The organism is Pseudomonas sp. 20P_3.2_Bac5 (assembly GCF_025466035.1).
Taxonomy (GTDB): domain Bacteria; phylum Pseudomonadota; class Gammaproteobacteria; order Pseudomonadales; family Pseudomonadaceae; genus Aquipseudomonas.
Window position 1 is genome coordinate 101,078 of record NZ_JANLOA010000021.1, and the last position, 17,461, is coordinate 118,538.

General features: G+C 65.3%; 16 protein-coding genes. 10 read left to right on the plus strand and 6 right to left on the minus strand.

Annotation, left to right across the window (positions count from 1 at the left end; translation table 11 throughout):
- The first annotated feature begins 247 nt into the window (after nucleotides 1-247).
- The 6 genes from NTD88_RS04215 to NTD88_RS04240 all read left to right on the plus strand — a co-directional run bounded on the left by NTD88_RS04215 (nucleotide 248) and on the right by NTD88_RS04240 (nucleotide 8,229).
- Complete coding sequence (locus tag NTD88_RS04215; RefSeq protein ID WP_262155984.1) at nucleotides 248-3,763, plus strand: response regulator; 3,516 nt, start codon at nucleotides 248-250, stop codon at nucleotides 3,761-3,763.
- Complete coding sequence (locus NTD88_RS04220; RefSeq protein ID WP_095153732.1) at nucleotides 3,760-4,581, plus strand: CheR family methyltransferase; 822 nt, start codon at nucleotides 3,760-3,762, stop codon at nucleotides 4,579-4,581. The genes NTD88_RS04215 and NTD88_RS04220 overlap by 4 nt, the downstream gene beginning before the upstream one ends.
- Nucleotides 4,578-5,153, plus strand: a complete 576-nt coding sequence (locus NTD88_RS04225) for a chemotaxis protein CheB (RefSeq protein ID WP_095153731.1) — start codon at nucleotides 4,578-4,580, stop codon at nucleotides 5,151-5,153. The genes NTD88_RS04220 and NTD88_RS04225 overlap by 4 nt, the downstream gene beginning before the upstream one ends.
- Entirely contained in the window at nucleotides 5,147-6,391 is a 1,245-nt protein-coding gene (locus NTD88_RS04230) for a hybrid sensor histidine kinase/response regulator (protein ID WP_262155983.1), read from the plus strand. Before NTD88_RS04225 ends, NTD88_RS04230 begins: the two co-directional genes overlap by 7 nt.
- Before the next feature lie 56 nt (nucleotides 6,392-6,447).
- The gene (locus NTD88_RS04235) at nucleotides 6,448-6,825 is read left to right on the plus strand and encodes a response regulator (protein ID WP_095153729.1); all 378 of its coding nucleotides are present in this window, start codon (nucleotides 6,448-6,450) and stop codon (nucleotides 6,823-6,825) included.
- Between the two features lie 99 nt (nucleotides 6,826-6,924).
- On the plus strand, nucleotides 6,925-8,229 hold the full coding sequence (locus tag NTD88_RS04240) for a T6SS phospholipase effector Tle1-like catalytic domain-containing protein (RefSeq protein WP_262155982.1): 1,305 nt from the start codon (nucleotides 6,925-6,927) through the stop codon (nucleotides 8,227-8,229).
- Nucleotides 8,230-8,232: 3 nt separating this feature from the next.
- Here the strand turns inward: NTD88_RS04240 and NTD88_RS04245 are convergent, their stop codons facing one another.
- The 3 genes from NTD88_RS04245 to NTD88_RS04255 are packed head-to-tail and all read right to left on the minus strand — an operon-like array spanning nucleotide 8,233 to nucleotide 10,892.
- Nucleotides 8,233-8,835, minus strand: coding sequence for a TetR/AcrR family transcriptional regulator (locus NTD88_RS04245; protein ID WP_262155981.1), 603 nt, complete (start codon nucleotides 8,833-8,835; stop codon nucleotides 8,233-8,235).
- A 6-nt stretch (nucleotides 8,836-8,841) separates the two neighbouring features.
- The gene (locus NTD88_RS04250; RefSeq protein ID WP_262155980.1) at nucleotides 8,842-9,693 is read right to left on the minus strand and encodes a 3-hydroxybutyryl-CoA dehydrogenase; all 852 of its coding nucleotides are present in this window, start codon (nucleotides 9,691-9,693) and stop codon (nucleotides 8,842-8,844) included.
- A gap of 14 nt (nucleotides 9,694-9,707) precedes the next feature.
- On the minus strand, nucleotides 9,708-10,892 hold the full coding sequence (locus tag NTD88_RS04255; RefSeq protein WP_095153725.1) for an acetyl-CoA C-acyltransferase family protein: 1,185 nt from the start codon (nucleotides 10,890-10,892) through the stop codon (nucleotides 9,708-9,710).
- Nucleotides 10,893-11,068: 176 nt separating this feature from the next.
- Between NTD88_RS04255 and NTD88_RS04260 the strand changes: the two genes are divergently transcribed.
- On the plus strand, nucleotides 11,069-12,079 hold the full coding sequence (locus NTD88_RS04260) for an AraC family transcriptional regulator (RefSeq protein ID WP_095153724.1): 1,011 nt from the start codon (nucleotides 11,069-11,071) through the stop codon (nucleotides 12,077-12,079).
- Here NTD88_RS04260 and NTD88_RS04265 read toward each other — a convergent pair.
- Together NTD88_RS04265 and NTD88_RS04270 are read right to left on the minus strand one after the other, a co-directional pair.
- On the minus strand, nucleotides 12,076-12,513 hold the full coding sequence (locus NTD88_RS04265) for a carboxymuconolactone decarboxylase family protein (RefSeq protein ID WP_095153723.1): 438 nt from the start codon (nucleotides 12,511-12,513) through the stop codon (nucleotides 12,076-12,078). The genes NTD88_RS04260 and NTD88_RS04265 overlap by 4 nt on opposite strands.
- A 125-nt stretch (nucleotides 12,514-12,638) precedes the next feature.
- Nucleotides 12,639-13,490: a LysR substrate-binding domain-containing protein gene (locus NTD88_RS04270; RefSeq protein WP_262155979.1), complete on the minus strand. Its 852-nt coding sequence runs from the start codon at nucleotides 13,488-13,490 to the stop codon at nucleotides 12,639-12,641.
- 91 nt (nucleotides 13,491-13,581) lie between these two features.
- Here NTD88_RS04270 and NTD88_RS04275 point away from each other — a divergent pair, with 91 nt between their 5' ends.
- Genes NTD88_RS04275 through NTD88_RS04285 form a run of 3 tightly spaced genes read left to right on the plus strand, consistent with a single transcriptional unit; the run spans nucleotide 13,582 to nucleotide 15,933 of the window.
- Nucleotides 13,582-14,247 carry an ankyrin repeat domain-containing protein gene (locus NTD88_RS04275; RefSeq protein WP_410017081.1) on the plus strand — a complete coding sequence of 222 codons (666 nt, stop codon included), beginning with the start codon at nucleotides 13,582-13,584 and terminating at the stop codon, nucleotides 14,245-14,247.
- Nucleotides 14,248-14,266: 19 nt separating this feature from the next.
- Entirely contained in the window at nucleotides 14,267-14,722 is a 456-nt protein-coding gene (locus NTD88_RS04280) for a nucleoside deaminase (protein ID WP_262155978.1), read from the plus strand.
- Nucleotides 14,719-15,933, plus strand: coding sequence for a cyanate transporter (locus tag NTD88_RS04285; protein WP_262155977.1), 1,215 nt, complete (start codon nucleotides 14,719-14,721; stop codon nucleotides 15,931-15,933). Before NTD88_RS04280 ends, NTD88_RS04285 begins: the two co-directional genes overlap by 4 nt.
- On the opposite strand, the gene NTD88_RS04290 is transcribed toward NTD88_RS04285, so the two are convergent.
- Complete coding sequence (locus NTD88_RS04290) at nucleotides 15,926-17,359, minus strand: PLP-dependent aminotransferase family protein (RefSeq protein ID WP_262155976.1); 1,434 nt, start codon at nucleotides 17,357-17,359, stop codon at nucleotides 15,926-15,928. The genes NTD88_RS04285 and NTD88_RS04290 overlap by 8 nt on opposite strands.
- Nucleotides 17,360-17,461: the final 102 nt, after the last annotated feature.

A 17,461-nucleotide genomic window follows, 5' to 3' on the forward strand; every position in this document is an offset into this window, starting at 1 on the left:
TTACTGACTCTGTAAACGCAACGCCGCAGGAAGTTCCCCGGCATCAGTGATGTGCAGCATAGCGGTCGACGTTGAAGCAGGGAACGATTGGCGAACCGATGCCTCAAATACTGGCTTTGTGCCCTGTCGATTGCCGTGAACATGGATAGACTGGGAGGGGCAGCGTGGTTGCGGTTTGCATGTCAGATCGAAAACCTGAACCATAAGACAAAAAAATCAACCCAATTCTGCCGCCCGGACCCTACAGATGAATCATTCAGCCTCAACAACCGACCAACAGCGCTTCCGCAAGCTGCTGGTGCGCAATATCAGCCTGCCCCTCGGGGTCGGCCTGTTGAGTGCCGTGGTGTTTGTCACGGTAATCGCCTACCTGCTCTCGGTCATCCAGTGGGTCGGTCACACCGACCGGGTGATCAACAACGCCAACGAGTCGCTGAAGCTGTCCATCGACATGGAAACCGGCATGAGGGGCTACCTGCTCACCGGCGACGAGCATTTTCTCGATCCCTACGAACTGGCCAAGCCACGGATCAGCGCGCAGATGAAGACCCTGCGCGAACTGGTGGCGGACAACCCGACACAGATCGATCGCCTCGGCCGCCTGGAAGCGCTGCAGGCCGAGTGGGACATCTTCGCACGGGAGATGATCCAGTCGCGCCGCAGTGGCGGTGACTACCGCTCGGATATCGAGGCCGGTCGCGGCAAGCGCCTGACCGACCAGACACGCAAGGAGTACGAAGACTTCGTCGCCCTGGAGCAGCAACTGCGGGCCAAGCGCAACGAACAGGTCAGTACCACCACCTGGGTGTCCATTTCCCTGTACCTGGCGTTCATCATCCTGATCAGTGGCCTGCTGGCGTGGATTGGCCGGCGCGACCTGATCAACCTCTCCACCAGCTATCAGGAAAACCTCCAGGCCCAGGAACGTGCCACCGAGCACCTTCAACAGCAGGCCTGGATCCGCAGCGGCCAGTCGCAACTGGCCGAGCGGGTGCTGGGCCAGCAGACCCTGCCGACCCTGGGCCACAACATTTTGCAGTTCTTCTCCAACTACCTGGGCAGCGTGGTCGCCGCGCTGTACGTGCGTGACGAGCAAGGCGATCTGCACCGCGTCGCCAGCTACGGTTTCTCCCGCGAGCAGGAAGCCCGGGACCAGGTGGTCGGCTCCCACGAAGGGCTGCTGGCCGAGGCTGTCAGCCAGAGCCGTCTGATGGTGCTGGACGATGTGCCGGAAGATTATTTCAAGGTCAGCTCCGGGCTCGGCGAGGGCCTGCCGCGCAGCGTGCTGGTGATGCCGTCGAGCAACGACGGCCAGGTCAATGGCGTGCTTGAACTGGGTTTCCTGCGTCCGCTGAGCCCGCGTGACGGCGAATTGCTGGAGCGGGTCGCCAACAACCTCGGCACCTCCATCGAGAGCGCGCGTTACCGCCAGCGCCTGCAGGAAGTGCTGGCCCAGACCCAGCAACTCAACGAAGAGCTGCAGGTGCAGCAGGAAGAACTGAAAACCGCCAACGAAGAGCTGGAAGAACAATCGCGGGTGCTCAAGGAGTCCCAGGCCTACCTGGAAACCCAGCGCGCCGAGCTTGAGCAGACCAACGAGCAACTGGCCGAACGCACCGACGCCCTTGCGTCCCAGCGCGATGCCCTGGACCACAAGAACACCGAGCTGAACGAAGCCCAGGTGCAGTTGCAGGAGCGCGCCGAGGAACTGCAGCGCTCCAGCAAGTACAAGTCCGAATTCCTCGCCAACATGTCCCATGAGCTGCGCACACCGCTCAACAGCTCGCTGATCCTGGCCAAGCTGCTGGCCGAGAACCCGCAGGAAAACCTCAGCGACGAGCAGGTCAAGTTCGCTGAATCGATCTACTCCGCGGGCAACGACCTGCTCAATCTGATTAACGACATCCTCGACATCGCCAAGGTCGAGGCCGGCAAACTCGACGTGCGCGCCGAAACCACCCAGGTGGCGCGCCTGGCCGAGGGCCTGCGCGGCATGTTCGAGCCGTTGGCGGCGGACAAGGGTCTGGCCTTCAGCGTCAACATCGAGCCGGATGTGCCGGCGACCCTCTACACCGACCGCCAGCGCCTGGAACAGATCCTCAAGAACCTGCTGTCCAACGCGCTGAAGTTCACCGATCGCGGCCAGGTCAGCCTGACCGTCACCCACCAGCCTGGCAGCGGCATCGTGTTCCATGTGCGCGACAGCGGCATCGGCATCGCGGCGGACCAGCAGCAACTCATCTTCGAAGCCTTCCATCAGGCCGACGGCACCACCAACCGCCGCTTTGGCGGTACCGGCCTGGGCCTGTCGATTTCCCGCGATCTGGCGCGTTTGCTTGGCGGGCAGATCCAGGTGCAGAGCGAACCGGGCAAGGGCAGCGTGTTCAGCCTGATTCTGCCGGAGGCGTACGAGCCGATCGTCGAACAGGTCGGGCCTTCGCCTATCTCGCGTCCACAGCCATTGTCCCAGCCGGTGGTGGTCGCGCCGGCGCTGATCGATCCGCTGCCGCCGACCCCGCTGGCGGCGCCGGCCAAGCGCCTGTCCTTCGAGGACGACCGGCAACTGGCACCGTTCTCCAACCGCTGCATCCTGGTGATCGAGGACGAGCCGAACTTCGCCCGCATCCTCTTCGACCTGGCCCACGAGCTGGGCTACAACTGCCTGGTGGCGCAGGCCGCCGACGACGGCTTCGAACTGGCCGCGCGGTTCATTCCCGACGCCATCCTGCTGGACATGCGCCTGCCCGACCATTCCGGGCTGACCGTGCTGCAACGGCTCAAGGAACAGGCCGCCACGCGGCACATCCCGGTGCACGTGATTTCCGTCGAGGACCGGGTCGAGACCGCCATGCACATGGGCGCCGTGGGGTATGTGGTCAAGCCCACCAGCCGCGACGAGCTGAAAACCGTGTTCGCCCGCCTGGAAGACAAGCTGACCCAGAAACTCAAGCACATCCTGCTGGTGGAAGACGACGACCTGCAGCGCGAAAGCATCGCCCGCCTGATCGGCGATGACGATGTGCAGATCACCGCCGTGGCGACCGCGCAGGAAGCGCTGGAACTGCTGCGCGAGAACATCTACGACTGCATGGTGATCGACTTCAAACTGCCAGACATGCTCGGCAACGAGCTGCTCAAGCGCATGACCATCGACGAGATCCGCGCCTTCCCGCCGGTGATCGTCTACACCGGGCGCAACCTGACCCGCGACGAAGAAACCGAACTGCTCAAGTACTCGCGCTCGATCATCATCAAGGGCGCGCGCTCGCCGGAGCGCCTGCTGGATGAAGTGACGTTGTTCCTGCACAAAGTCGAATCGACGCTGTCCCATGAACGGCAACGCATGCTCAGGACCGCGCGCAGCCGCGACAAGGTCTTCGAAGGCCGCAGGATCCTGCTGGTGGACGACGATGTGCGCAACATCTTCGCCCTGACCAGCGCCCTGGAGCACAAGGGCGCGCTGGTGGAGATCGCCCGCAACGGCCGCGAGTCCATCGAAAAACTCGAGCAGGGCGGCGATATCGACCTGGTGCTGATGGACGTGATGATGCCGGAGATGGATGGTTTCGAGGCCACCCGGCTGATCCGCAAGGACCCGCGCTGGCGCAAGCTGCCGATCATCGCGGTGACCGCCAAGGCGATGAAGGACGACCAGGAGCGTTGTCTGCAGGCCGGCGCCAATGATTACCTGGCCAAACCGATTGACCTGGACCGGCTGTTTTCCCTGATCCGTGTCTGGCTGCCGCAACTGGAGCGAATTTGACAAGCGAACGTAACACCGACATTGAAATCCGGCTGTTGATCGAGGCCATCTACCTCAAGTACAGCTACGACTTTCGCGATTACTCCGGCGCTTCGATCAAGCGCCGGATCCTGCATGCCGCGCGGCATTTCGACTGCGCGACGATCACCGCCCTGCAGGAGCGGGTGCTGCACGATCCGGGAATGTTCATGCAACTGCTGCAGTTCCTGACCATCCCGGTCAGCGAGATGTTTCGTGACCCGAGCCACTTCCTGGCCCTGCGCCGGGAGGTGGTGCCGCACCTGAAGACCTGGCCGTCGATCAAGATCTGGATCGCCGGCTGCAGCACCGGTGAAGAGGTCTATTCCATGGCCATCCTGCTGCGCGAAGAGGGCCTGCTCGAACGCACCATCATTTACGCCACCGACATCAATCCCAAGTCGCTGGAGAAGGCCAAGCAGGGCATTTACTCGATGCAGTCGATGCGCGACTACGAGCAGAACTACATCGCCGCCGGCGGCCAGCGTGCCTTCAGCGACTACTACACCTGCGCCTATGGCAACGCCATTGTCGACAGCAGCCTGCGCGATAACGTCACCTTCGCCGACCACAGCCTGGCCACCGATAGCGTGTTCTCCGAGACGCAACTGGTGTCCTGCCGCAACGTGCTGATCTACTTCAACAAGGGCCTGCAGGACCGCTCTTTCGGGCTGTTCCACGAATCGCTCTGCCACCGTGGATTCCTGGTGCTGGGCAGCAAGGAAACGCTGGACTTTTCCGCCTACGCCGACCGCTTCGAAGCGCTGGTCAAGCCGGAACGGATCTACCGCAAACTATGAACAGGGCCGAAGTGATCGTCATGGGGGCCTCGGCGGGCGGCGTCAGTGCGCTGCTCTCGGTGCTGGCGCTGCTGCCGCGGGCGTTCGCGATTCCGGTGCTCTGCGTGCTGCACCTGCCGGACGACCACGAAAGCCAACTGGCCGAGGTTTTCGCCCGCCGGCTGAAGCGGCCGGTGCGCGAGGCGCGGGACAAGGAAAGCCTCGAGGCGGGGATGATCTATGTCGCCTGCCCCGGCTATCACCTGTCGCTGGAGCGTGACCGCTCGCTGTCCCTGAGCCAGGAAGAGCGGGTGCATTACTCGCGGCCCTCGATCGACATGCTCTTCGAATCCGCCGCCGACGCCGTTGGCCCGGGGCTGGTCGGCGTGCTGCTGACCGGTGCCAACGAAGACGGTGCCAGTGGTCTGGCACGAATCAGTGAGTACGGTGGTCTTACCGTCGTCCAGGACCCGGCCCAGGCTCAGGTCGCCACCATGCCAAACGCTGCGCTGGCGCTGCACCGGCCCGACCATATACTCCCTTTGAACGGCATCGGGCATCTGCTCGCCAAGCTGGAAGCACAAGAATGCTAAGCCATATCCAAGCCAAACTGCTGATCGTCGACGATCTCCCGGAGAACCTGCTGGCGCTCGAAGCGCTGATCAAGGGCAACGATCGCACGGTGTACCAGGCGAGCTCCGCCGACCAGGCGCTGTCGCTGCTGTTGGAGCACGAATTCGCCCTGGCCATCCTCGATGTACAGATGCCGGGCATGAACGGCTTCGAGCTGGCCGAACTGATGCGCGGCACGGAAAAGACCAAGCACATTCCCATCGTCTTCGTCAGCGCCGCGGCGCGGGAGATGAACTACGCCTTCAAGGGCTACGAAAGCGGCGCGGTGGATTTCCTGCACAAACCGCTGGACACCCACGCGGTGAAAAGCAAGGTCACCGTGTTTGTCGAGCTGTACCGCCAGCGCAAGGCCCTCGACCAGCAATTGCAGGCGCTGGAGCGCGGTCGCCAGGAGCAGCAACTGCTGCTGGAACAGTTGCAGGTGGCGCGCGGCGAGCTGGAGCGCGCGGTGCGCATGCGCGATGACTTCATGTCGATCGTCTCGCATGAAGTGCGCACGCCGCTCAACGGCCTGATTCTCGAAACCCAGTTGCGCAAGCTGCACCTGGCGCGGGACAACGCCGATGCCTTCACCCTGGACAAGATGCGCGCCATGGTCGAGCGCGACGAGCGCCAGATCAACAGCCTGATCCGCCTGATCGAAGACATGCTCGATGTCTCGCGGATCCGCACCGGCAAACTGTCGATTCGGCCTTCGCGCTTCGACCTGGCGCAACTGGTGAGCGGCCTGGTGGAGAACTTCTCCGCCCAGGCCGCCGCCGCCGGATCGTCGATCGAGCTGGTGATCAACGACGGCGTGGAAGGCGTCTGGGATGAATTCCGCATCGAGCAGGTGATCGCCAACCTGCTCAGCAACGCCCTGCGTTATGGCGCCAAGCGCCCGGTGCATGTGCGGGTATCGGCGAGCGCGGGCATGGCCTGCGTCGAGGTGCGCGACGAAGGGATTGGCATCAGCCCGGAAAACCAGCAGCGGATTTTCCAGCAGTTCGAGCGGGTCAGTTCCAACCTGAGCGTCGCCGGGCTCGGCCTCGGGCTGTACATTTCCGAGCAGATCGTCCTGGCCCATGGCGGCAGCATCGTGGTGCAGAGCGCCGAAGGCGAGGGCGCGACGTTCCGCGTCAGCCTGCCGCTGGTATGCGATATGCAGGGAAATGCCGCGGAAAACGAAAGTGATCTTCAACAGGCAACCTCTGCGTAAGCCAGGGGTCTATCAACGAACGACACCACCCGAATGAACCGAATCAAGGCGTTGGCATGAGTGAAGATGCACAAGATGTAGTACTGGTCGTCGAAGACGAACCGGTTATCCGGATGGTCCTCAATGACTACCTGTCGGGCGAGGGTTACCGCGTTCTGCTGGCCGAGGACGGCGCGCAGGCGTTCGAGATCCTGGCCAGCAAGCCGCACCTGGACCTGATGGTCACCGACTTTCGCCTGCCGGGCGGCATTTCCGGGGTCGATATCGCCGAGCCCGCGGTCAAGCTGCGGCCTGACCTGAAAGTCATTTTCATCAGCGGCTACCCCGCGGAAATCCGCGAGTCAGGCAGCCCGATCGCGTTCCGCGCGCCGATCCTGGCCAAGCCGTTCGACCTGGACAGCCTGCGCGAGCAGATCCAGCGGTTGCTCCGCTAGCGTCAGGCGATTCATACGAATTAAGGGAAATTTTCCTGCATCCCGTCTTTCAGCGGGATGATCCGATCGGTTCCTTGTTTTCTCGACACAGGAACCGTCATGAATCCGTCAATACCCTCCGATCCTCACGCGATCACCCTGCACCTGGGGCTGTTTTTCGACGGCACCGGGCTCAATCTGCACAACCACGAGCAAGGCGCCGCCTCCGGCAACACCTCGGGCAGCTACGCCACCGGCAAGAGCAATGTGGCGCGGTTGTTTCAGCTTTATCCGCAACAGGCGCGGCAGTGCCTCGATCCCGGCGCGACGCGGGCGGCGATGGCGCTCTATATCGAAGGCGTTGGTACGCGGCGCGGTGAAGCGGATTCTCTGCGGGGCCAGGCGACCGGCCTTCACGAGTTGGGCGTGTGGGCGCTGCTGGAGCCGCTTGCCGCGCGGATCAGCGGGTTGCTCGACGCGTTCATCCAGCACAACCCCGGGCGCGGGATTCGCACCGTCGAACTCGATCTGTTCGGCTTCAGCCGCGGTGCGGCGGCGGCCCGGCATTTCGCCAACGGGCTCGCGGGTGTCTGCCTCGGTTATCCGCTGGCCCTCAACTTCATCGGTCTGTTCGACACCGTGGCCGCAATCTGGGCGCCGCTCAAAGGCAACTTCAGCGCCGCCAACCGCGTCTACGACGGGCTGCAGCTCGGCCTGCGCGAAGGACTCGCGCGTCAGGTGGTGCAACTGACGGCGGCCGACGAGCGCCGGGTGAATTTCCCGCTGGTGGCCAGTGACAACGACCTGCTGCTGCCGGGTTCGCACACCGACATCGGTGGCGGCTATCTGCCGGAGGAGCAGGAGTTGCTTCGCCTGGAACGCCCCTTCAGCAGCCTGGAGCCACGGCATCTACCCGAGCGCCAAAGCCGCGCGTGGATGCAGGCCAGCCAGTGCCTGGAACAGCAGTGCGGTAAATGGGAGGCGCAGGGGTTCGAACTCAGTATTGATCTCCAGAGCACCGACCAGCCTTTCTTGCCCAAGCGCGACCTCCGCCCAGAGAAGCGCGTGCGGGCGCAGATCCTCGGTGCTCGGCGGGTGCGGGGGGAATTGTCGCTGGTGTACCTGAGGCTGATGCATGCCTTGGCCGTGGGTGGCGGCGTGCCGCTGGCACCTGTGCCGGACTGCGCCGAACTTGGGCTACCCAGCGAATTGCACGAAATTGCCGCGAAACTGCAAGCCTACGCGCTCGGCCAGACGCCGACGCATGGGCTGGATACGATGGAAATGGCCTTGCTGCGGCGTCGCTACATTCACTGCTCCGCGCACTGGAACGCGCCGCTGCACTCGAACAGCCCCTTGCTCGACGGGTTGTTCGTTCATCGGCCTGACGCCGAGGGGCAGCGGGTCATTCACCCGAATCGATGACACTCACGCCGCAGAACTGATGCATTCCGGCAGCGTGCGTTCGATCGCGCCGAGCAGCATGTTCTCCATCAGCGCCAGCCGCTGGGCCTGGGGCAGGGGTGAGCTTTGCAGCCAGCCCGGCAGGCTGTTGAGCATGGAGGCGACGACATGCGCGGCGGCCTCCAACGCCGGGCCGGTGAGCCGGGTGGACGGCGCGATCGCCTGCAGCAGACGGGTTTCGTACTGCCGGCGCATCTGCGCGATGTGCGCCTGTTGCTCATCGCTCAGGCAGCAGAGGTCGCGTTCGGCGAGGCGGAAATGCAGCGGCCGTTCCGCGTGCAGCGCCCAGTGCGCCCGGATCACCGCGGACAGGCGCACGTTGATGGGCTTGCCCCGGCCGGCCGGATGCAGGGTGGCAAGCAGCTCTTCGAACAGTTCTTCGATCAGGTCGAACAACAGGTGCTGCTTGCTCGGGAAATGGTGGTAAAGCGAGCCGGCGGTGAGGCCCACATGGGCAGCCAGCTCGCGCATGCTGACCTGGCCGAACCCCTTGGCGGCGAACAGTTCGAGAGCCTTGTCGCGACGGTCTTCGTAATCGGCGCAGCGTTCGGCACAGGTCTTGGGCATGGTGGCTTACTCGTACGTGTGGAAACCGCGACCGCTCTTGCGGCCCAGGTAGCCGGCCGCGACCATCTCCTTGAGCAGCGGGGCGGGGCGGTATTTGCTGTCATTGAAGCCTTCGTGGAAGGCCTCCATGATCGCCAGCAGAGTGTCCAGGCCGATGAGGTCGGCCAGCGCCAGCGGGCCGATCGGCTGGTTGCAGCCCAGGCGCATGCCGGTGTCGATGTCCACGGCGCTGGCCAGGCCTTCCTGCAGGACGAAGATCGCTTCGTTGATCATCGGCACCAGGATGCGGTTGACCACGAAGCCCGGACGGTTGCCGGCGGTGATCGCGGTCTTGCCGACCTTGCCGGTCAGTTCCATGGCGGTGGCGTAGGTCGCGTCGCTGGTTTGCAGGCCGCGGATCACCTCGACCAGCGCCATCATCGGCACCGGGTTGAAGAAGTGCACCCCGATAAACCGCTGCGGCGCGCTGATGGCCGCGCCCAGTTGGGTCACCGACAGCGACGAGGTGTTGGTGGCGATCACGCACTGTTCACTGACGTTGGCCGCGACCTGCTGGAGGATGCGTTTTTTCAGCTCGAGGTTTTCGGTCGCCGCTTCGATCACCAACTGCGCGTCGTTGAGCGCGGCGTAGTCGGTGCTGGTGCGGATGCGGGTGACCGCGGCTTCGGCCTGGGCCGCTTCCAGGGTCTGCTTGCTGACCTGGCGATCCAGGTTCTTGCGCAGGGTCGCCACGCCACGCTCCAGCGCGGCGTCGGAGACATCGATCAGGGTGACCTGGTAACCGGCCACCGCGCAGACCTGCGCGATGCCGTTGCCCATGGTCCCGGCGCCGATCACGGCGATTCTTTCAAGCGTCATCTTCATGGTTTCCTTCAAGCCCGTTCGAACAGCACGGCGATGCCTTGGCCGCCGCCGATGCACATGGTCGCCAGCGCGTAGCGGCCTTTGATGCGTTGCAATTCATGGATCGCCTTGGTGGCGATGATCACGCCGGTAGCGCCCACCGGGTGGCCGAGGGAGATGCCGGAGCCGTTGGGGTTGACCTTCTCCGGGTCGAAGCCCAGTTGCTGGGACACCGCGCAGGCCTGGGCGGCGAAGGCTTCGTTGGATTCGATGACGTCCAGGTCGGACACCTTCAGGCCGGCTTTTTCCAGGACCTTGCGGGTCGCCGGCACCGGGCCCAAGCCCATCAGTTCCGGCTCGACACCGGCGTGGGCGTAGGCGACCAGGCGGGCCAGCGGCTTCAGGCCCTGGCGCTTGACCATCTCACCGGTGGCCAGCACCAGCGCGCCGGCGCCATCGTTCAGGCCGCTGGCGTTGCCGGCGGTGACGGTGCCGTCTTTCTTGAACGCGGTTTTCATCGCGGCCAGTTGTTCGCTGCTGACGTCGCCGCGCACGTGCTCGTCCACCTTGAACTGCACCGGGCCTTTGCGGCCGGGGATTTCGATCGGCACGATCTGGCTGTCGAAGCGGCCTTCGGCAATGGCGCGGGCGGCGCGTTGCTGGCTGGTGATCGCGACTTCATCCTGCATGGCGCGGGTGATGCCGTTCTTCTCGGCAACGTTCTCCGCGGTGATGCCCATGTGGAAGCCTTCGAACGGGTCGTGCAGGATGCCGAGCATGTAGTCGATGCTCTTCATGTCGCCCATGCGCGCGCCCCAGCGGGCCTGGGTCAGCAGGTACGGGCCGCGGCTCATGGATTCGGCGCCGGCGGCGATCACCGCTTCGGCTTCGCCCAGCAGCAGGGTCTGCGCGGCCGATACAATGGCCTGCAGGCCGGAACCGCACAGGCGGTTGACGTTGAAAGCGGGGGTTTCCTTGGGGATGCCGGCGTTCATCGCGGCGACCCGGCCCAGGTAGGCATCGCGGGCCTCGGTGGGGATCACGTTGCCCATCACGACGTGGCCGATTTGCTCGGGGGCGACGCCGGAGCGTTCGATGGCGGCGCGGGTGACCTGGGTCGCCAGGTCCGCCAGTGGCAGGTCCTTGAGCGAACCGCCGAAGGTGCCAATGGCCGAGCGCACGGCGCTGACTACGTAGATATCGTTGTTGTTCATGATCGACTCCAATGGGCGAAGACGTGGCGTGGAGCCACGTGGCTCTGAGAGAATGACGCCCGGCCACGCCCGGGGTGTGTCGAGTCTAGGCACTGGGGGCGTTCGGGCCTATGCCTTAAGTGCCCAGCCGGGCTGTTACTTTTTGCCATGCCGTCGAGGTCAATGCGGAAGCTGTCATGCGGGAAAACGATTCGGTCGCGATGTACTTCGTCCACATCATGCTCTACAGCCTGCGCGACCAGCCCGCGCGGGCCGCGGCGCTGTTGCAGCAGTCCGGCATCGATCCGGTGCTGATCCACGAACTCAACGCCCGCGTGCCGGCCTCGGCCTTCGCCCGGCTGTGGCTGATATTGATCGAGGCCCTGGACGACGAATTTTTCAACCTCGACAGCCACGGCATGCCGCTGGGCAGTTTCGCCCTGATCTGTCGCGGGCTGATCCAGGAGCCGAACCTGGAGAAAGCGCTGCGCCAGTGCCTGGGCAACTTCGGCCTGTTCCTGCGGGACATGCGCGGCACCCTGACCCTGCGCGGACAACGCGCGGTGATCAGCCTGCACTCGCGCATCGACGACCCGCAGCGGCGCGTCTATGCCGAGGAAACCTTGCTGGTGCTGGTGATCAGCCTGCTGTGCTGGCTGGGCGGGCGGCGTATCGCCATTGATCGCACTGAACTGAGCGATGCGCGGGTAGCACTGGACGACGATGCGCTGCTGTGGGGGCCGAACCTGCAGATCGGCACCGGCCGCACCGAAGTGGAGTTCTCCGCCGACTACCTGAAATTGCCGGTGGTGCAGGACCTTGGCGCGCTGAAGACCTTCCTGCGCAGTGCGCCGCAAGGGCTGGTGGTGCGTTACCGCAACCAGAACGGCCTGGCGGCGCGGGTCTATCGGTATTTGCGCCTGCGCCAGTACGGCGAATGGCCGACCCTGCTGGGCCTGGCCGGGCAAGTGGGGCTGAGCCCCAGCAGCTTCCGCCGGCAACTGGAGCGCGAAGGCTGCTCGTTCCAGCAGATCAAGGACGAAGTGCGCCAGGCCATGGCCTTCGAATGCCTGCGCGACAGCGACCTCAGCGTCGCCGAGATCGCCGAGCAGACCGGCTTCCAGGAGCCCAGCGCGTTTCACCGGGCGTTCAAGAAATGGACGGGGGAGAGCCCTGGCAGCTATCGCCAGCGCCTGCGGCCGGCTTAGGCCGGAACCATCGCAAAGCCCACGCCGAAGCGGTTCCAGGCATTGATGGTGGCGATGGCCAGGGTCAGGTTGACCACTTCGGTTTCACTGAAATGCTCCAGCAGCGCCGTGTACTGGTGTTGCGGCGCATGTTTTTCCGGCAGCCGGGTCAGGCTCTCGGTCCAGGCCAGCGCGGCTTGCTCGCGAGGCGTGAAGTAGGCGGTGTCGGCCCAGACACTCAGGGTCTGCAGCCGGGCTTCGGTTTCGCCGGCCTTGCGCGCGTCATTGGCGTGCATGTTCACGCAGTAGGCGCAGCCATTGATCTGCGAGGCGCGCAGGCGGATCAACTCCAGCAGCGAGTTCTCCAGCCCGGATTTGGCCAGGGCCTGCTCCAGGCCGATCATGGCTTTGTAGGCTTCGGGTGCGTGTTTGGCCCATTCGATGCGGGTGGTCATGCTGGTAGCTCCGTTGTGGTTCCGCGACAGCGCGGGATGGAGCACACCTTAATCGGCGAGAGGCGGGTTTCAGATAGCCAATTTCGGGATTTGTGGGGAGGCCAATCGGGTTGCCGCGATACGCGTCACCCCCGCACCCGCGCTTCACCCAGGCCCATCAACAAATCCCGCAACGCCAGCCCATCCCCATCCAGCCCGGGCCTGGCATACAGGGCCAGTTCCAGCCCGTCCACCGGCGGAAAACCTTCGTCTTCGCTGAGTTCCCGGTGATCCGGCAGCACGCAGCGGCTGGGAATCAGGCTGACGCCCAAACCCGCGCTGACCGCGGCGCCGAGGCTGGCCAGGCTGGTGCTGGAGTAGCTGATTCGCCAGGGGCGGCCGGCGCTTTCCAGGGCGTGGATCATTTCCTGGCGGTACAGCGCGCCCACCGGGAACACCACCAGCGGCAACGGGTCGTGGGCGACCATGCCGCGAGCGCTGCAAACCCAGGACAACGGCTCCGGCCAGCGCGCGTGGCAGTCGCGGTCGGCGCCCCATTGCTTGACCAGCAGCACGTCCAGCTCGCCGTTGCGGTAAAGGTGCAGCAGGGGATTGCTCAGGCCGCTCTCGACTTCGAGGCGCAGGTGCGGGCGTTCGCCGATAAAGCCGCGCAGGGCTTCGGTCAGCAGTTCGCCGGCGAGGTCTTCCGGCGCGCCCAGGCGCAGGGCGGTCTGGGTCTGGGTGGGGTTGAGCGCCAGGCGTGCTTCTTCTTCCAGGCGCAGGATGCGCCGCGCATAGCCCAGCAGTCGCTCGCCCGCCTCGGTGGGCCAGACCTGGCGCTGACTGCGGTCGAGCAGGCGGCTGCCGAGGCTCTGTTCCAGGCGGATGATCTGTTGGCTGACGGTGGATTGGGTCAGGTGCAGGCGGTCGGCGGCACGGGTGAAGTTGCCGGTTTCCACCACGGTAACGAAGGCGCGGAGCAGGAGGGGGTCAAGCATTCACAAGTCCACTGGTATGCATGAAATCAATTAATTTCATGCTACACCGCTCGCTCGGGATAATCGCGGCTCATTCGACAGAGGGAATGCCATGCGCCCGAACCGAACCCGCAAACAGCCCTGGCGCGGCGTGCTCGCCGGCCTCGGGCTGGCCGCCAGTAGCGTCGCTTGCGCTGATCTGCCGCAAGCGGTCGTCAGCGGTGACCGTCAGCAACTGCAGACGCTGCTGCGCTCCGGCGCCGCCGTGGACCAGCGTGATGCCCGCGGCAACACCGCGTTGCTGCTGGCCACCGCGCGCAACGACCTCGATGCCGCTCGCCAGTTGATCGAGGCCGGTGCCGACGTCAACGCCAAAAATGCCATCCACGACAGCCCCTATCTGCTGGCCGGGGCCGAGGGTCACCTGGAGATTCTCGAACTGACCCTGGCCCACGGCGCCGACCTGAAGAGCACCAACCGCTACGGCGGCACCGCGCTGATTCCCGCCTGCGAGCGCGGTCATGTGGCGGTGGTGGCGCGCTTGCTCAAGGCCGGCGTCAACCCCGACCACATCAACAACCTCGGCTGGACCGGCCTGCTGGAAGCCATCCTGCTCAGCGACGGCGGACCGGATCACCAGGCCATCGTCACGCTGCTGATCGACGCCGGCGCGAAGGTGAACCTGGCCGACCGCAATGGCGTCACCCCGCTGCAACACGCCCGCGAGCGCGGCCAGCAGGCGATTGTCGAGCGGTTGCTGGCTGCCGGCGCCCACTGAAATCACCGAGGAATTTCCGATGAGTAACGACGCGTTCATGCGTGAAGCCCTGGCCCTGGCCCGGGAAAATATCCAGGCCGGTGGCCGGCCATTCGCCGCGCTGCTGGTGCGTGACGGGCAGGTGATCGCCCGCGCGGTCAACGAAATCCATTGCACCCAGGACCCCACCGCCCACGCCGAAATGCAGGCGATCCGCCTGGCCAGCCGGCAGTTGGGGCCGCGTCTGGACGGGTGCGAGGTCTACGCCACGGGCCATCCGTGCCCGATGTGCCTGGCCGCCATGCATTTGTGCGGGATCGAGCGGGCCTGGTTCGCTTACAGCAACGAGGAGGGCGAGCCCTACGGCCTGTCCACCGCCGCGGTCTACGCGCAGATGGCCCGCCCGCCGCAACAGCAGTCGCTGCCGCTGCGGCCGCTGAAACCGGAGGGCGAGGACGGGCTGTACGGCCTCTGGCAGCAGGTGCGCCCGGCATGACCGAGGCCTCGTCGCGCTGGCGTAGCGCTGCACTGTTGCTGCTGGTGATCGCGGTGACGGTCAACCTGCGGCCGATCCTCACCAGCATCGGTCCGCTATTGGAAGACATCCGCAGCGGCACCGGCATCGGCTACCAGCAGGCCGCGTTGCTGACGGCATTGCCGGTGTTGTGCATGGGCCTGGTGCCGTTGTTGCAGCCGTGGTTGCGCCGGTGGCTGAGCGAGCAGGGCGGTCTGTTGTTGGGCCTGGGCGCCATTGGCCTGGCCTGTTTCTGGCGCCTGTTGCTGGGCAGCGGCACGGCGCTGATCGCCAGTGCGGTGCTGGCCGGGCTTGGCGTGGCCTTTGTCCAGGCGCTGATGCCGGGGCTGGTCAATCGCTGGTTTTCCCGGCGGCTGGCGCTGGCGATGGGCGTGTATTCGGCGGCCTTGATGAGCGGTGGCGGGCTGGCCGCGGTGCTCGGGCCGCGGGTCGCCGAGCATTTCGGACACTGGCAGGCGGGGCTGGGCGTATGGCTGTTGCCGGTGTTGCTGGCGTTGCTCCTGCTCGGGTTGGTCGGGCCGAAACTGGAAGCCGCCGCCGGGCGCGGCGCAAATGGCGGCGGACACTTCTTCGGCAACCGTCGGGCCTGGCTGCTGGCGATTTACTTCGGCCTGATCAATGGCGGCTACACCAGCATGGTGGCCTGGCTGCCGGCCTACTATCAGCAGGTCGGCGGCAGCGCACGCGGCGGTGGAGAACTGGTGGGTCTGATGACGATCTTCCAGGTGCTCGGCGCGCTCGGTTTGCCGCTGCTGTTGCGCCGGTTGGCGGACCGCCGCCCCGGCCTGTGGCTGGCGCTGCTCGCGCAGTTAATCGGATTCGCCGGCCTGTTGCTGGACCCCGCGTTGTCACCCGGTTTGTGGGTGGGCCTGATTGGTTTCGGGCTCGGCGCCTGCTTCAGCCTGAGCCTGACGCTCACCCTCGAACACTGCAAAGACCCACGCCAGGCCGGCGGGCTGGCGGCGTTCGTCCAGGGCATCGGTTTCATCATCACCGGTCTGGTGCCGTACCTGACGGGGTGGCTGCGGGATATCAGCGGCGATTTCCAGGCGTCGTGGACGCTGCTGACTGTCACCGTGGTGCTGATGCTGTTGGTCACCGGGCGCTTCGTACCGAACGGCTACGCCGCGGCGATGAAGGTCACGGCGAGCCCGGCCAGCGCCGTCAACTGAGGTGCTGCAGGGTGTCGCGCACCCGGTCCAGCGCCGGGTCGATATCCAGCAGCTCGATAGCGCCGAAACCCAGCAGCAGGCCGTGGCGCGGCGTTGTTTCGGTGAAGAACGGCGCGAGGGAATACAGCCCGACTTCCACCTTGCGCGCCAGGGCAATCAGAAAATCCACGTCCAGCTCGCCTTTGGCTAGCGCGCTCAGGTGATAGCCCGCGGTGGTGGGCACCGCCTCGAACCACGGGCTGAGGTCGCCTTGCAAGCGTTGCAGGATGCGCTCGCGGCGCGCCGCGTACAGGTCGTGGCAGCGACGGATGTGCTTGAGCAGATGGCCCTCGCTGATAAAGCGGGCCAGGGCCCACTGGCTCAGGGTCGAGGTGTGCCAGTCGCTCAATTGTTTGGCGATGCGCACCGGTTCCAGCAACGCTGGTGGCAGGATGGCGTAGCCCAGGCGCAGTTCCGGCAGCACGGTCTTGGAGAAGGTGCCGACATAGGCCACCAGGCCGTGTTCATCGAGGCTTTGCAGGGCGTCGGTGGGCCGGCCTTCGTAGCGAAACTCACTGTCGTAGTCGTCTTCGATGATCACCGCGCCCAGCTCGGCGGCCCGGGCCAGCAGGGCGTGGCGGCGCGGGAGGCTCAAAGGCATGCCCAGCGGGAACTGGTGCGAGGGCGTGACGTAGATCAGCCGGACACCGGCGTCGATCCGCTCCACGCAAAGGCCTTCGGCGTCCACCGGCACATGCTGGATGCGCGCGCCGAGGGCTTCGAACAGGTGCCGCGCCGGCGGATAACCGGGATCTTCCATCGCCACCGTGCAGCCCGGCTCGATCAGCACCCGGGCGATCAGGTCGAGGGCCTGCTGCGCGCCGTTGCACACCAGCACATCGGCGCCGCTGCAATGCACGCCACGAGCAAAAGCGATGTGCCGGGCGATGGCCTCGCGCAGTTCGGGCAAGCCTTGAGCGTTGCTGTAGCGGGTGTCGGTGCGCTGGCACTGGCGCAGCGCATGCAGGCTGCACTGGCGCCAGGCGTCGAACGGGAAATGGGCCTTGCTCGACGCCCCACCGATGAAGTCGTAGCGCGACGGTTGTGCCAGCGCTGGGCGACCCATGGGAATGCCACGGGCGCGCCAACGGGCCAGGCTGTCCTCGCCGGCCAGCGGCGTGGCGGTCGGCGCGGGCGCGGCGCTGGTCAGTTGCGGCGTGATGAAGGTGCCGCGGCCGACCTGGCCGCTGAGCAGGTTGTCGTAGGTCAGCCGCGAGTAGGCTTCGGCCACGGTCTTGCGTGACACGCCCAATTGCTCTGCCAGCAGCCGCGTGGGCGGCAGTTGTGTGCCGGCGGCCAGCCGTCCGCTGTCGATACCGGCGCGCAGTTGCTGGTAAAGCTGGTCGGCCAGGCCTTTGCGGCCATGCAGGACGATATGCAGTTCCATGGGGAATGGCTTGTCGGGGCAGGGAGCGCAGGTTAACCGATTTGTTGCCGTTGATCCCCCCGGGCGACGGAATCCGCGGTCTGCGCCCACACTCAAAGGGTT